This is a genomic window from Zooshikella ganghwensis (assembly GCF_018263875.1).
GTDB classification, from domain to species: domain Bacteria; phylum Pseudomonadota; class Gammaproteobacteria; order Pseudomonadales; family Zooshikellaceae; genus Zooshikella; species Zooshikella ganghwensis.
In genome coordinates, this window is record NZ_JAEVHG010000006.1 from 93,855 (window position 1) to 109,645 (window position 15,791).

The window sequence follows — 15,791 nt, forward strand, 5'->3', positions numbered from 1 at the left end:
GAAAGTAGTGTTTTAAAAAAAGTACTATAATTACCTGCTTAACATAAACCAGCACCCTGCTTACTTTTAACGCAGAGTGCTGGTACTGACGAATATAATAGTTTGACTTAACACAATAAGAATAAAGCAATTCACTGTTAACAAATGCAGACATTACACTACAGCTTAGGTAGTCAAGTTACGCTAGGATACATACAATCTATCAGCAAGAAAGGTGCGCTGATCAAAGTCCCCATTATTAACAGTGCATAACAATTGGTTATAATGATGTCTTCACGTTGAAGGGATATCTCCTGTGCAAAGGTCAGTAGTCAGTGCACCAATTCAATGGCATGTTCTCTGCCTCATTACACTTGTTTTCTGGTTGATTAGTACCAGTGCACACGCATCAGTAAACCTTTCTACAGACAGTTTTCGCATTAATTTAGCCAAGCATGCTGAAGTCTTTGAAGACAAAACCCGTACGCTAACAATTAACGAAGTGCTCTCTGATAGCTACGAACTGCGTTTTTCCCCCATTCGCAGCGATGCATTTCAACTGGGTGAGTCCCCTTCCTCTTACTGGTTAAAAATTCAAATTGACCAAGTAACAAAAACTAGACAACAAGTCTATCTTCAACTCTTTGGCAACATCAGTCAGATTGATTTTTTTACAGTATACAAAGGGCAAATTTCATCTGTTTACACTGGCTCAGAGCGTCCTGTTAATAGTCGCCCAGTGGCTCATGATAGCTTTTTATTCCCTGTACAGTTGAATGAAAACGCTCCACAGCAGTTTTTTCTAAAGCTCAGTTCCAAGCAAGCCATGAACTTCTCGTTGTATCTGGTTTCTGCTGATCAAGTTATTGAGTCTGTTACCCTTACACAATGGATAAATGGTGCCTTATTTGGGCTGTTTTTAGGTATCGCTCTCTATAACCTCGTAGCCTTTTTCCACTGGCGCGAACGTAACTATCTTTATTTAGTCATTCTGCTTTTTTGCTCTCTGGCTTATCAGCTTATATGGCAAGGTCAATTAATTAAGCTTTTACCTGGACTGGTTGAGATCGAAGGCCAACTTGGCCAGTTTATTTTACTCACGGGCACCGCCATGATGTGCTTACTCGTTAAGCGCTACTTTGCCGTAGAAAATTACTCCCACCTCTTGCATCGTTTTTTTGCTATCAGTGCACTTTTAGCCTCAACAGCAGCCATTCTTGCTATTGTTGTCGGCCACCAGTTTCCACCTCTCGCGACCCACGTTATTTTAGTAACCATTGGCACTGCTGTATTTAGCTGTACGCTTATTTTCTTTCGACGAGGCACACGCTATGCGCAAACCCTTCTGATTGGTCTCTGCCCCCTCATTATTGCACTTATTCTTAGCCTGTTAATTGCACTCGACTTTATCCACTTACAGCCTTACCAGGCTAACTGGTTACTCCTAACTATTGCCAGTTTAAGTTTGATCGGCATTTCTTATGCTGTTGCTCAACAGTTTCACCATCAACGAGCTTTGTTGTTAAGCCAGCAAAAAGTTGCGCCCTCTCAAGAGCAGCCTCTGCAGAAACGCGAGTTTTTAGCACACCTTAGCCACCAACTGCGCAGCCCTATGAATGGTATTTTAGGTATGAGTGAGCTATTGCTCGACACATCTCTTACCCCCAAACAACGTGACTATATTCAGACCATTCATCACGCTGGCAATGACTTAGTCAATTTACTGAATCAAATTCAAGATATCAGCAAGCTAGAATCAAACCAGTTAGAGCTGGAAGAGGTTCAATTTGATATCAATGTGCTCGTTGAAACTTGTCTTGAGATGTACAAGCTAGCAGCTGAGCAAAGGCAAATAGAATTAATCAGCTATCTCCATCCGGAAGTTCCCCGCATAGTTACAGGGGACCCAGCACGGCTCCAACAGATTCTTCTGTCATTGTTAAGCTATGCCTTTAAACGAACAGATACTGGAGAGGTACTACTTAGCGCAACCATTGAAAAATCAGAAAGTGGCTACCGTCAGTTGCGCTTTATTGTCAAAGACTCAAGTGCTGGGATAGAAGAAGAAGAATGCCAGCTACTTTTAAATGCAGATATTCAGAATATTGTGCTTAATGCTCAACGTAACTCATCAATTGACTTAGGGTTAGTGCTTTCCAGGCATTTACTCACATTGATGGGTGGCCAGTTTGGCATTGAGAGTGAAATAGGAGAAGGGAGTATCTTCTGGTTTACTTTACCGCTCAAGCAACCTGAGACTATTCCTCAAGATGAAGAAGAAAGCTTTGATTTTCATGGCATTCGCGTACTCGTCGTTGATGACAATGAAACCTGCCGTAAAGTGCTGACTCAACAATGCCTGGCACTAGGTATGGATGTAACAGGTGCCCAGAATGGAAAAGAGGCACTTGCAACGCTCAGGACTAAGGCTCACCTAAACCAGCATTTTGATCTTGTTATTTTGGACCAAAACATGCCTGTGATGAATGGCATGCAGCTATCTGCAAAGATTAAAGAAGATAGCGCCATCAGTGATGATGTTTTAATTATTATGCTTACTGGCGTGAGCTTTGCGCCAAATAGTGTCGATGCACGTAATGCCGGCATTAAACGTATTTTGACTAAACCCGTTGCACATTACACCTTAAAAACCACCCTGAAAGAGGAGCTTACTCGTTTTCAAAGTAAGCAGGCCGAGCCTTCTCCTGTTACTTTGCAATCGATGGCTTCTCTGCAACCTACAGTTGCAAAAGGCAGCATTTTGGTTGCAGAAGACAATCCTACAAGCGCCAAAGTAATTCGAGGAATGCTGGCTAAACTAGGGTTTGAACCAGATATTGTTTATAACGGCAGTGATGCTGTTGAAGCAGCAAAGGGACATGACTATCAATTAATTCTGATGGATTGTGAAATGCCAATTATGGATGGCTTTGAAGCAACAGAGCGTATACGGGAATGGGAGCAGAAGCACGATCGCAGCATAGTCCCTGTTATTGCCGTCACTGCACACAACCTTTCAGACCAAAAACAAAGCTTACAGCAGGCAGGTATGAATGGTCAGCTAATGAAGCCCATTGAGCTGCAAGATTTGAAAGATATTATCCAAACATGGCTTCATACAGCAGCTGAACACTAGCCTGATTGACGGTTAACATTAAACGCTATACCGAAAAAGACTCAATAGAAACCCGCTCATCCTGAGTAAGTGCCACTTGACGATAGGTTTGTATAGCACCTTCAGCATTAACATTGGCAGGTTCATCACTCTCAAGCTCAGTTGTATTTACAGTAACAACTTGTTCTGGCTGACTATTCTGATTATTTGGCAAAACATTGGTCTGTACAGGACCTGCCTCTACTTCAGAAGTACTTTCTACAGGTGGATTGGTATTAACCTCATTTCTGGTGGTGGGTTGTTGCTGAATATTGTTGTTCAACGCATCAGCTTGAGGCTGAGAGGCCTCACTATCTCTAATCGCTGCAGCTGGTTCATCAGTTGCGGGCGCACTCACAACGACAGGCTGGTTATCTAACTCAGTAGCCAGGTCAACCTGTTGATTTTCATTTAACTGGTTGACATTACGAACTAAAGGTATCCGGGTTCCAGTCAGGTCCGCAGAAACATCGGTAGTTTCTAGCCCCACAGAAGTAGGGTTTATTTCACGAGCCAAATTGTCACTAGGTGCTACATCATTACGAGCATTATCAGTTTGTACTGCTGGTCTGACTGCAACCCGAGATTCAGTTTGCAATGATGAAGGGGTGAAGGAAGTGTTAACTGACGCTGCAGGATCGGCCGCTGAAAAACGCCCTGCTGCCACATCTCTTGCTTGTTGACTGATATTGACATCAATATCCTCTGAAGACGGGCTTTGCACCCGAACCGCAGGCGACCTCTGCACTGCTACTTCTGCCTGCAAAGTGGCATTGATGACGTTGTTTGGAGTCACGGCTACGACGTCCATAAGACATCACACCTTCATGCACCGGCTACTGATACTACAAATATAGTTGAAGAGTTGAACAACTTTAGTGTTAAAGCGGACTAATATTAGACCTTTTTTTTATAAATTAAATCGGGGTTCTGACAACATCGTATAAAACAAAAAGGAACTTAATACAGCACCACTCTTTACGACTCTATTCCATTGTATAGCCCTGGTATGCTTCAGGGGCCAGGTTTTCAAAACGAGTATATTTACCCAGAAAGGCCAGCTTAATCGAGCCTATTGGTCCATTACGTTGCTTACCAATAATGACCTCTGCAACCCCTTTAAACTCAGTATCTGGGTTGTAAACTTCATCGCGATAAATAAACATAATAACGTCCGCATCCTGCTCTATCGCTCCTGATTCCCGTAAGTCAGAGTTCACAGGGCGTTTATTAGGCCGTTGTTCAAGGCTTCGGTTTAGCTGTGATAACGCCACAACAGGCACATTAAACTCTTTAGCTAAGGCTTTTAGCGATCGTGAAATTTCAGAGATTTCATTGGTCCGGCTTTCACCACCACCAGGAATTTGCATCAACTGCAAATAGTCAATCATGATCAAGCCAAGCTCACCATGCTCCCTGGCAATTCGTCGAGTTCGTGAGCGCATCTCCGTAGGGCTAAGTCCTGCAGTATCATCAACAAACAGCTTTTTATCACTGATCATATTCACAGCTGCCGTTAACTTGGGCCAGTCGTCTTCATCCAGCTTCCCTGTTCTCACTTTAGACTGATCAATACGCCCCAACGAAGACAACATCCGCATCATGATTTGCTCCCCAGGCATTTCCAAACTGAATACCAGAATAGCCTTATCTGTATTCAACATGGCATTTTCAACCAGGTTCATAGCAAAAGTCGTTTTTCCCATCGATGGACGACCTGCCACAATAACCATATCGGATGGCTGTAGACCAGAGGTCATCTCATCCAAATCCTTAAAGCCGGTCGTTGTCCCTGTAATGGTATCGCCCGCATTAAATAACTCATCAATACGGTCAATCGCTTTGTTTAACAGCTCCTTCATCCCTACAGGACCACCTGTCTTGGGCCGGGATTCCGCTATCTGAAAAACTTCACGCTCAGCTGCATCCAGAATCTCTGAGCAACTGCGACCTTCAGGGTTAAATGCACTGTCTACAATTCGGTTACTGACAGAAATTAGCTTTCGTAAAATAGACCTTTCATAAACGATTTCAGCATACTCACGAACATTGGCGACACTGGGCGTGTTTTTGGCAAGTTCAGCTAAATAAGCTATGCCTCCAGCATCTTCCAATTCTGCCCAAGTATCTAGTTTTTCAGCGATAGTCAAAGGATCAAAAGGTTTTGTCGCTGAGGCAAGCTGCTCAATAGCGGTATAAATCAGACGGTGTGCAGGGTTATAAAAGTCATCGGCTACGACTTTGTCAGCGACTGTATCCCAGGTCGCATTATCCAGTAATAATGCACCTAATACAGACTGCTCGGCCTCCAATGAATGAGGCGGCGCTTTTACCGAGTCCATAATATCCTGCTCTGACATTACTATCGGCGCTTCACTCTGCATAGGGCTCTCGTTGTATTACCAGAATAATTGACAAAGAAACTATACACCTTGCGAAGGGTATACCCACTTTAACTAAGGTATAGTCTACCTAAAAAACAGGTAGATAAAACAAGCCCGCGAGCATAAAAATGGTCGCGGGCTTGTTCAAACCAGTCACAACAGGCTTATTCAGCTTCGACGTAGACCTTCAATGTGGTCACTACATCAGTGTGTAGCTGAAGGCTGATGTCGTAATCACCTACCTGACGAATTGGGCCTGATGGCAAGCGAATTTCGCTCTTAGCAATATCAACCCCAGCCGCACTCAGTGCATCAGCCAAGTCACGTGTACCGATAGAGCCAAACAACTTACCTTCATCACCTGCTTTAGCAGTCAATGTAAGCTCGATATCAGCAATCGCAGCTGCACGCTCTTCAGCTACTTTCAGTTTGTCTTGAGCTGCTTTTTCCAGCTCAGCGCGGCGCGCTTCAAACTCAGCCAAATTATCTTTTGTAGCAGGAACAGCTTTATTAAATGGGATCAGGAAGTTACGTCCATAACCCGACTTTACTGCTACCTTGTCACCCAGATTACCTAGGTTAGCAATTTTTTCTAAAAGAATAACATCCATCGCTTAATTACCTTTAACTGTCTTGCCCATTAACACATTTTGGATATCACTAAACAGGGGGCTTTTGTTGAAGCCTACCTCGAAAGTTCAGCAGGCTATCCAAAAAGGCCATGATGACTAATAAAGGGTACATAAAGTGCATAAATAATAGCTGTATTAAATAGAATAAGATAAGCCACTGCTTACTCATTTGCTTTTTTGCAACAATTCCATGCACCAACGCAACTCCTGCAATAAACAATGGAAATGAGGTTATGAGCATAAATCTCAGCAAGTCCGTATTTATTTCTGGTCCAACATAAGAAAGAACCAGCAGGCAACCACTTAGCCAAGCAGGAAGTTTTAAAGAGTGAAACTCTTTGCTAAAGCCTCCTGGGACATAAAGTACTGACTGCCACCACCTTGCTAAAATTAATGCTGTCACACAGAGAAAAGTAACAATAAATGCCCATGCACCAACAATTAGGTGAGGAAGTGCACGCTCAAATTTCTCTAGTGAACCAAACTGCTCTTTCACTGCCTGCTCAATTACAGGAGAAGAGGTAACCAAAGCCTTGAACTGCTGCTCTACTACATTTAGCTGCTCAGATAGAAGCCATAATGAGCATAGAACAACTGCTGCTCCAACTAACACACTAACTGAAAGCGTTTTAACCCATGAAACAGAGTTTCTAAGCACCAACGCTAACACAAGTGTTCCTACTAGAAGGCCCAATAAAAAATGGTATCCCTGAGTAGCAAAGTACAGAGCCAGTAACAGGGGCCAGATAATCACCCAAGTTGCTTTGGTAAGTCCTTGGCGTAATACCACCAAGCTCAAAGCTGCCGCGCTTAGCCAGGACGTTAGCGGAGCGATAGCAGTCAATGTAGCAAAAAGTGCTGCCTGCTTGGGCCCTCGCATAATGAATTCAGCTAAAGCACGCATTATGTTCCCTTTATCAAGCGCTCTATCACATTAGTGACGATCAGTGTATGGCAACAGAGCAATGTAACGAGCACGCTTAACAGCTGTTGCTAACTGACGTTGATATTTAGCTTTTGTTCCGGTAATACGGCTAGGAACGATTTTGCCGGTTTCAGAAACATAAGCCTTCAGCGTATTGATATCTTTGTAATCAATCTCTTTTACGCCTTCAGCAGTAAAGCGGCAGAATTTTCTACGACGAAAAAAACGTGCCATTGACTTTCTCCTTCAATGAATAGTGATTATTCTTCAACTGTGCTTTCGTCAGCGGCTTCGATACTGTCAACATCAGAAGCATCTTTTTTCGCTGAGTCTTCACGACGCTCGTTACGACCTTCTTCTGCTTTCATGATTGAAGGCTCTGTAACAGCTTCGTTAAGACGAACCACCATGTTACGAATCACAGCATCATTGAAACGGAATGAGTTAGTCAGCTCATCTAAGATCTCATTACTGCACTCAACGTTCATTAACACATAGTGTGCTTTATGAACTTTCTGGATAGGGTATGCCAGTTGACGACGACCCCAGTCTTCTAAGCGATGGACTGTACCATTGCCTTCAGTAACCAAGCTGGTGTAACGCTCAATCATCGCACCAACCTGTTCACTTTGGTCAGGGTGAACGAGAAATACGATTTCGTAATGACGCATAAACTCTCCTTTCGGTTTAGTAGCCTTCCACCACCTTAAAAGGTGCTGGTAAAGCAAGGAGTCAAGAAAAATGACCTTTACAAGGAACCGGGCATTCTAGTTAAGTCTATGACAACTTGCAACAACTGCTGATCACTGACAGTTATCCTGACTGTCAAACACTTAGGCATACTACATGCGGCTCAAATACAGCTGACTCAAAATGACCGCCTCACAGATTCCAATACTATAATCCCAGAGGCCAATACGATTCGCCCAGCGAAACTCTAGAAGTGGGTAATAAAGGAGATGCACTGAAAGGAAAATACCATTTGAAGGCACATGTTGTTAACACTTAATTATCATGCTTAACATTAAGTGTAACACGATATTTAACCGAACCAATTAACAACATATTATTGAACTAACTCTTTAACCAAGGGTATAACGTTTACATACTGCAACTATTATCTACGGCTGAAAGCACCTTTTATCCTCTATGATGAAAAACCTAATAACTAGTCGTCACAGTTACAGCAAAGCTGCAGCACATCTCGCTGCTCTCCTTTGTTGCCTTTTTAACCTTACAGCTGCTGCCAATGATATGCTTGAGTTAGATGACTTTGAGCTACAAGCACTTACTCAAGAAAAAACACCAGACGATCAACTTCCCCTGAAAGCTTTTTCACAAAAAATAAATAGCAAAAAACCACCCAAACCTGATGGCCCAGGATGCAGATTATTTGCCAAAAGAGAGCGCAATGCGATTTTAATTGAAGAGCGTAAAAACAATGCCGAGCGTTATACAAACTATATAGACTACATCAGTATTCCATTACTTTGCATACAAAACGAATATGAGGGAAAGGGGGAAAAGCTGATAACACCTCCAGAGTTACCGCCCAGCTACTAGCCACCGAGCTTATTCAGCACTATTGCTCAGCACACAAGACCCGTTGGTTTATTAGCAAGAAAATTAAGCAAATGGCTTCTAGCTTGAGTCACTAATCGTTGCCGGGCTTGTTGGCTCCCCCAGGCGCAATGGGGCGTTATTAAAAGGTTAGGTAACTCTGCAGCAATTAATGGATGATCTACTGGAGGCGGCTCAACTGCAAGCACATCTAGTCCAGCCCCTGCCAATCGATTATTGATTAATGCTTGCAATAAAGCAGCTTCGTCAATTAAATCACCGCGAGCAGTGTTAATTAAAAAGGTATGAGGTTGTAACCAGCTCAAGGATTCATCATTAATTAAATGCCTTGTTTGCGTTACCAAAGGACAGTGTAGTGACACAATATCTGCGAGCGCAAATGCTTCCGCTAGCGGTAATCGATTTTTATTATTGTATTGTGGCGAGCCTGGTACTTTGGCAAGTAAAACCTCCATACCAAAAGCCTCAGCAATTTTAGCCACCTGCTTACCTAACTCACCATAACCGACAATAACCAACTTTTTCCCTGCTAGCTCAGTAATTGGGTAATCCAGCAAGCAAAAGAATGGACTGGCAGACCAGCGTCCTTGCTGAACAGCCTGTTGATAACGATACTGCTGTGTTACCAGAGAGAGAATCAAACCCCAGGTATGCTGTGCCACACTGTGCGTGCCATAGCGTGTTATATGAGTAATCGTAATGCCATATTTTGCTGCCGCAATTAAATCAACATTGTTAGTACCTGTTGCCAATATCCCGATATAGCGTAGCTGCGGATTTTGTTGCATATGGGCTTCAGTAATAACAACTTTATTGGTGAATACCACATTGCACGACTCAATTCGTGTTGCAACTTGATTACTACTTGTCGTACCAAATACTTGAAAAGGCATAATTTGCTGAAAAGACGACAGATCAATATCACAGCCGAGGCTATCTGCATCCAAAATAACGCCTTTACTATCCACCACGTTAGTTGCCTTTTAATTTCCTTTGACGAACAGCTTCAAACAGACAAATACCAGCAGCCACAGATACATTCAAACTGGTCACCAAGCCAGCCATCGGTATTTTGGTGAGCTGGTCACATAGCTCACGTGTTAGCCTGCGCAACCCTTTACCTTCTGCACCTAACACCAATGCTGTAGGACCAGCCAAATCTGTAGTATATAGATCTTGGCTCGCTTCTCCTGCCATACCCGTAATCCAAATACCTCGATCCTGCAACATCCGCAATGTACGCGCTAAATTTGTTACTGAAAAAAACGCAACACTTTCTGCAGCACCACAGGCAACCTTTCTAACCACAGGGGTAAGACCCACGGCTTTATCTTTTGGAGCAATCACCGCATGAACACCTGCCGCATCAGCAGAACGCAAGCAGGCTCCCAGATTATGGGGATCGGTCACGCTATCCAGCACCAAAATAAAAGGAGGCTCATCAAGGTTGTCCAACAAGTGCACTAACTCTTCTTCAGTCTTACCTCGTGAGGCCCTTACTTTAACAACAACCCCTTGATGCGTTTTTGCATATTGATCTAATACTTTTCTTGAGACTACAGAGCACGTAATGTGTTGTTTATCTGCAAAAGCCCTGATTTTATTGATTTGATCGCCTTCCCGCCCCTGTTGAAGCAGAATCTCAATCACATCATCCGGCCTTTGATTTAGCTGTGCGAGTACCGCATGAATGCCATAAACTACGTCAGTATTACTCATTTAAAATGTGTCACTTTGCTTTTTTTACACGACGCTTACGCGGAGTTCTTGAAGTTTCAGTTTCTACGCTGGATGAATTAGCCTTAGTTTTACGCTTACCTTTATTCTTATCTTTCTTTTTATGCTTTGGTTTATTTTTCTGTTTCTTCGAAGCGCTATCACTACCCTCAAAGTGTTTTGCTAATGCATCACTCTGCTTATTTCCATGTTTTTTTCTATCAGTGCGCTTGCTATCACCCCGTTTTTTAGCACTTGGTTTACTGCTGGTTCGCCGCCCTTTTTTACTATTTAGGGGATTAGACGTTAATTCAAAGTCAATTTTCTTATCATCTAAGTTGACCTTAACGACTTGTACTTCTAGCGTGTCTCCCAGCCTAAAACGTCTTCCTGATCGCTCACCCACCAGCACTTGATGCACAACATCAAAATGATAGTAATCTTCAGGAAGCGCAGTGATATGAACCAAACCCTCAATATAAATATCATCCAGCTCCACAAACAAACCAAAGGCAGTCACTGCGCTAACAACCCCTGTAAAAGTTTGCCCAAGGTGAGCCTGCATATATTCACATTTCAGCCAATCGGTAGCATCGCGTGTTGCTTCATCAGCTCTTCGCTCTGTCATTGAGCAGTGCTCACCCAAAACCTGCATATCTCCAACCTCATAAGGATATGAGACAGAAATTGGGACAGGGTTATCCAGATTAACACGCTTCACGCTCGCTGATGCATAACTACTCTGAATCACAGCGCGTATCGCACGATGCACCAACAGGTCAGGATAGCGGCGAATTGGCGAAGTAAAGTGAGTATAAGCCGGATAAGCCAGACCAAAGTGACCCACATTGCTAGGTGAGTACACCGCTTGGCTCATTGAGCGCAGAAGCATGGTTTGAATCAAGTGAGCATCAGGTCTTCCTTCAATGAGCTCCATTACTTTTTGGAAACTGGCTGGCTTCAACTTGTCAGCCATTGGCAACGCTAGCCCAAGCTCACCTAGAAACTGCCTCAAATTCAGTAGCTTATCAGTCTTTGGCCCTTCATGAATCCGATACAGAGCAGGCAGTGTATGCTTTTCTAAAAAACGTGCCGTTGCCACATTGGCACATAACATACACTCTTCAATCACTTTATGTGCATCATTGCGGACGACAGGGACAATCCGCTCAATTTTTCTGCCCTCACCAAAAATAATTTGTGTTTCAGTTGTTTCAAAGTCTATAGCGCCACGCGTCTCCCTTGCTTCTCTCAGCGCCAAGTACATTGCATATAAGTTATGCAGGTGAGGGGCGACTTCATTCAAAGTTTTGTCAACAGAAGCACTTTGTTCTGCAGAACGATCTAGCAACTTACCAACCTGGGTATACGTTAATCGGGCATGAGAGTGAATCATCCCTTCATAAAACGTATAACCACTCAAGCGTCCTTTAGCACTGATGGTCATCTCACACACCATCGCTAGACGATCAACATGAGGGTTTAATGAACACAGTCCGTTAGACAATATTTCCGGCAACATTGGAATAACATAGCCCGGAAAGTAAACTGAGTTACCTCGGTTGAGAGCTTCTTTATCCAGTGCAGAGTCTTTTTTTACATAATGCGAAACATCTGCAATAGCAACATATAAGCGCCATCCACCACCTTTTTTAGGGGTGCAGAAAACCGCATCATCAAAGTCTTTGGCATCTTCACCATCAATTGTTACAAACGGCAGGGAGCGTAAATCTACACGATTAGCTTTATCAGCCTCTTCAACCTCCGTGGTGTAACCTGCAACATCATCAGTAACAGCCTCAGGCCATTCATGAGGTAACTCATGAACCCGAGTAGCCACATCAACCTCCATACCTGGTGCCATATGATCACCAAGCACTTCTTTAATAATGCCCTGTGGTAGCAAGCGGCGTGTGGGCTGCTGAGTAATTTCGACTATGACATACTGGCCTTGTGTTGGCTGAATGGGGCCAGGTTCAACCTGAATATCTTTATCAATACGCTTATTTTCTGGAGTGACAAATTGGGTATTGCCCTTCTGGTAAAAACGCCCCACCAACTGCTGATTTTTTCTTTCCAGAATTTCTACAAGTGCAGCTTCACGACGACCACGACGATCAACACCCGCTTCTCTGACGACCACTATGTCACCATCCATGAGCTGTCTCATTTCGGTACCAGACACATAAAGATCATCAGACCCATCATCAGGTGCGACAAAACCATAACCATCACGATGGCCAATTACCCGACCTTTGACTAGGTCCATTTTGGACAGTAAGCCATAAGCACCTTTACGCGTAGACAATAATTGCCCATCACGCTCCATAGCGCGCAAACGGCGACGCAGTGCTTCACGACCGTCATCATTATCAATTTCAAGTACACGACATAACGCTGATAATGTGGCTGGTGTGCCACGCTCTTCTAACAGCTGCATGATTAGCTGTCGACTAGGAATAGGATTATCGTATTTTTTTGCCTCTTCGGCTGCCTGAGGGTCAGCTGTTTTCCACCAATCAGACATTTTTGAATTTCTTTTCAAATTTGCTTTTCTTTTCAATGAATTTCTACTTATTTATTAGCTAATGTATGCAAAGTAAAGGTTACTAATGATGTATTTCTGAAAAAATACCACCATTTATTTATTCATGTTGTCATGCATTACACCGCTAATGGTTAACATATCTCGTCACCGTACAGTGAAGTGTGTGTCGTATAACAAGCAGAGTCAATGATTTGTAGGTAACCAAACCAAAGGTATTTAACAATACCTTTGGTTCAGGATGCTTCAGAGACAAGCTCTGAGCTATTTGGAAGGATGGTGTAACGTAAAGTTAACAGCCTAATTCAGAAAATAAAGTGATTCTGAGCTTTAGGCAAAAGGACTACGCACAATGATCGTTTCATTACGATCTGGCCCTGTTGAAATAATATCAATGGGAGCCCCTACCACTTCCTCTAAGCGCTTAATGTAATTGCGTGCATTCTGAGGTAAATCCTCTAATCGCTTAGCACCTACTGTTGACTCTTGCCAGCCTGGCATTTCTTCATAGACTGGCTCAACAGATGCGTAAACATCTGCATCAAATGGACAGCCATTTATCTGCTGCTGTTCACTTCTATAACTGGTACAAATCTTAATCGTTTCCAGACCGTCAAGCACATCAAGCTTAGTCAGACACAGCCCAGAAATACTATTAACATCAACTGCATACCGAAGTGCCACTGCATCAAACCAACCACAACGACGAGGACGCCCTGTAGTTGCACCAAACTCATTACCTTTAGTCGCTAGGTGACGACCAACTTCACAACTTAGCTCTGTTGGAAACGGTCCAGAGCCAACTCGGGTAGTATAGGCTTTAGTTATGCCTAAGACATAATCCAGATACAGCGGACCAAAGCCACTGCCTGTAGCAACACCACCTGCCGTAGTATTTGAAGACGTTACGAACGGATAGGTACCATGATCAATATCGAGCAGAGCACCCTGTGCCCCTTCAAACAAAATATTCTTACCTTGCTGGCGAAACTGATGCAGGGTTGCTGTCACATCTTCAATCATTGGCAGCATGGCATCACCCATCGCCAGGGTATCATCTAACACTTCACGAAAGTCTAGAGTGTCAGCTTTGTAATAGTGTTGCAGAACAAAGTTATGGTACTCCATTACTTCCTGCAGTTTATCCGCAAAGCGGTTATGGTTTAGCAGGTCCCCTAGACGCAATCCCCGACGAGAGACCTTATCTTCATAAGCAGGACCAATGCCACGTCCAGTTGTGCCAATTTTGTTGCTGCCTCGGGCCTGCTCACGAGCATGATCCAGTGCGGTATGAAATGGTAGAATCAGTGGGCAAGAAGGGCTTAGCCGGAGCCGATCACGGGCAGGTACTCCCTTATCTTCAAGCTCCTTCAACTCTTTCAGTAATGCTTCTGGTGATAACACCACACCATTACCGATATAGCACATCACCCCATCACGCAAAATACCTGAAGGGATTAGGTGCAATACAGTTTTCTGTCCATCAATAACCAGTGTATGACCGGCATTATGACCACCTTGATAGCGGGCAACTGCAGATACCTCTTCAGTTAAAAGGTCTACAATTTTACCTTTACCTTCATCACCCCATTGGGTGCCCAATACAACAACATTTTTACCCATAACTATTTCTCTAAAGTTTCTCTTAATAAACAAAACTTTGTGCTGCTGTACTGCCTTACAGCGGTAACACCTGCCACTGACCATCAGTATGGACCAGCTGCCGATCACAGCCTAGTGATGCCGGACTTGTCTGCGCACCAGGAAGCGCACAAATCACACGCTCTCCTCGCTGACGAAGTTCATCGACCACAACGCGATCAACACCGACCGGAGCCCATATACTTTTCTCACCTTGAGTGACATTTGCAGTCAACAGGCTTAATAAAACTTTTAAATCTGTACTAAAACCAGTTGCAGGCCGGGAGCGCCCATAGCAAGCACCCACACCATCATAACGACCACCTTGAGCAACTGCTTGCCCCTGCCCAGCAGTATAGGCTGCAAAGAGAACCCCTGTATGGTAATCAAAGCCTCGCTGTTCACTCAGGTCAAAGTATAATGTCACTTTGGGGTTAACCTGCTGAATGCCTGAAGCAATTTCTTCAAGCTGGGTCAGTGCATTTAATACCTGCTCTCCAGCAGGTGCGAGGCTTGCTTTAGCTTGCTGGAGCACCTCAATACCACCGCAGAGTGTTGGCAACATTTGTAGCATAGATGCTAGCGTTAAATCTGAAACTTTCTGCTGAATAAAATCGTGTAATTCCGGAAGTGCTTTACGTTGCATTAAAAGGTGTAATTCTTCTTGGTCAGCTTTACTCAAATCAGAATTAGCTAAAACACCTTTCCAAATGCCAGCATGTCCTATTCCAACACAAACGTCGTCTAAGCCAACCAGCGCTAATGTTGCAAGCATTAAATTAATTACTTCAAGGTCACTGGCTATACCAGCATGACCATACAACTCGGCACCTACTTGAATAGGACTTCGCGAAGCCGCCAGTGAACAGGGCCGGGTATGAAAAACGCTACCACAATAACAAAGCCGTACTGGTCCCTCTTTACCCAGTTTATGGGCATCAATTCGCGCTACAGAAGGAGTCGTATCAGCGCGTAGAGCCATCATTCGACCTGTTAGCTGATCTGTTACTTTAAACATTTGTAACTCAAGATCACGATTACTTTCTGTCAGTAACGAATCTAAGTATTCAATATGAGGGGGAATAACCAGGTCATATCCCCAACTATGGTATAAGTCCAACAGAAGACGACGGAGTTCTTCAACCCGCATAGCATCAGGAGGTAGCACCTCATCAATACCATCCGGCAGTAACCAACGATCAGCAACAGTCATGGTCTTACCCGCTCAGCTCAT

At 43.7% G+C, this 15,791-nt stretch carries 13 protein-coding genes; 2 read left to right on the forward strand and 11 right to left on the reverse strand.

The genetic code is table 11. From position 1 onward, the window contains the following. Positions 1 to 295: 295 nt before the first annotated feature. Positions 296 to 3,115 (forward strand): hybrid sensor histidine kinase/response regulator, encoded by a 2,820-nt coding sequence (locus KHS79_RS10870; protein WP_212718843.1) that lies wholly within the window; start codon positions 296 to 298, stop codon positions 3,113 to 3,115. Between the two features lie 25 nt (positions 3,116 to 3,140). On the opposite strand, the gene KHS79_RS10875 is transcribed toward KHS79_RS10870, so the two are convergent. From KHS79_RS10875 to rpsF, 6 genes are all read right to left on the reverse strand, one after another. After that, a complete protein-coding gene (locus KHS79_RS10875) occupies positions 3,141 to 3,944 on the reverse strand; it encodes a hypothetical protein (protein WP_212718844.1) in 804 nt (267 codons plus the stop codon). Between the two features lie 175 nt (positions 3,945 to 4,119). Continuing rightward, the gene (gene dnaB, locus KHS79_RS10880; RefSeq protein ID WP_038289842.1) at positions 4,120 to 5,517 is read right to left on the reverse strand and encodes a replicative DNA helicase; all 1,398 of its coding nucleotides are present in this window, start codon (positions 5,515 to 5,517) and stop codon (positions 4,120 to 4,122) included. Between the two features lie 164 nt (positions 5,518 to 5,681). After that, the gene (gene rplI / locus KHS79_RS10885; protein WP_027706911.1) at positions 5,682 to 6,128 is read right to left on the reverse strand and encodes a 50S ribosomal protein L9; all 447 of its coding nucleotides are present in this window, start codon (positions 6,126 to 6,128) and stop codon (positions 5,682 to 5,684) included. A 49-nt stretch (positions 6,129 to 6,177) separates the two neighbouring features. Next, positions 6,178 to 7,053: a DUF2232 domain-containing protein gene (locus KHS79_RS10890; RefSeq protein WP_212718845.1), complete on the reverse strand. Its 876-nt coding sequence runs from the start codon at positions 7,051 to 7,053 to the stop codon at positions 6,178 to 6,180. A gap of 30 nt (positions 7,054 to 7,083) precedes the next feature. Continuing rightward, positions 7,084 to 7,308 (reverse strand): 30S ribosomal protein S18, encoded by a 225-nt coding sequence (rpsR, locus tag KHS79_RS10895; protein ID WP_027706909.1) that lies wholly within the window; start codon positions 7,306 to 7,308, stop codon positions 7,084 to 7,086. A gap of 26 nt (positions 7,309 to 7,334) precedes the next feature. Continuing rightward, positions 7,335 to 7,745 (reverse strand): 30S ribosomal protein S6, encoded by a 411-nt coding sequence (rpsF, locus tag KHS79_RS10900; RefSeq protein WP_027706908.1) that lies wholly within the window; start codon positions 7,743 to 7,745, stop codon positions 7,335 to 7,337. A 478-nt stretch (positions 7,746 to 8,223) separates the two neighbouring features. Here rpsF and KHS79_RS10905 point away from each other — a divergent pair, with 478 nt between their 5' ends. Then, on the forward strand, positions 8,224 to 8,637 hold the full coding sequence (locus KHS79_RS10905; protein ID WP_212718846.1) for a hypothetical protein: 414 nt from the start codon (positions 8,224 to 8,226) through the stop codon (positions 8,635 to 8,637). Positions 8,638 to 8,663: 26 nt separating this feature from the next. On the opposite strand, the gene KHS79_RS10910 is transcribed toward KHS79_RS10905, so the two are convergent. From KHS79_RS10910 to KHS79_RS10930, 5 genes are all read right to left on the reverse strand, one after another. Continuing rightward, positions 8,664 to 9,626, reverse strand: a complete 963-nt coding sequence (locus KHS79_RS10910; protein ID WP_212718847.1) for a D-2-hydroxyacid dehydrogenase — start codon at positions 9,624 to 9,626, stop codon at positions 8,664 to 8,666. A gap of 1 nt (position 9,627) precedes the next feature. Next, positions 9,628 to 10,374: a 23S rRNA (guanosine(2251)-2'-O)-methyltransferase RlmB gene (rlmB, locus tag KHS79_RS10915; protein WP_212718848.1), complete on the reverse strand. Its 747-nt coding sequence runs from the start codon at positions 10,372 to 10,374 to the stop codon at positions 9,628 to 9,630. A gap of 10 nt (positions 10,375 to 10,384) precedes the next feature. Next, the gene (rnr, locus tag KHS79_RS10920) at positions 10,385 to 12,898 is read right to left on the reverse strand and encodes a ribonuclease R (protein ID WP_212718849.1); all 2,514 of its coding nucleotides are present in this window, start codon (positions 12,896 to 12,898) and stop codon (positions 10,385 to 10,387) included. Positions 12,899 to 13,246: 348 nt separating this feature from the next. Next, positions 13,247 to 14,539: an adenylosuccinate synthase gene (locus tag KHS79_RS10925; RefSeq protein WP_027706903.1), complete on the reverse strand. Its 1,293-nt coding sequence runs from the start codon at positions 14,537 to 14,539 to the stop codon at positions 13,247 to 13,249. Between the two features lie 55 nt (positions 14,540 to 14,594). Beyond that, the gene (locus KHS79_RS10930) at positions 14,595 to 15,770 is read right to left on the reverse strand and encodes an ATP phosphoribosyltransferase regulatory subunit (protein ID WP_212718850.1); all 1,176 of its coding nucleotides are present in this window, start codon (positions 15,768 to 15,770) and stop codon (positions 14,595 to 14,597) included. Between the last annotated feature and the right edge of the window lie 21 nt (positions 15,771 to 15,791).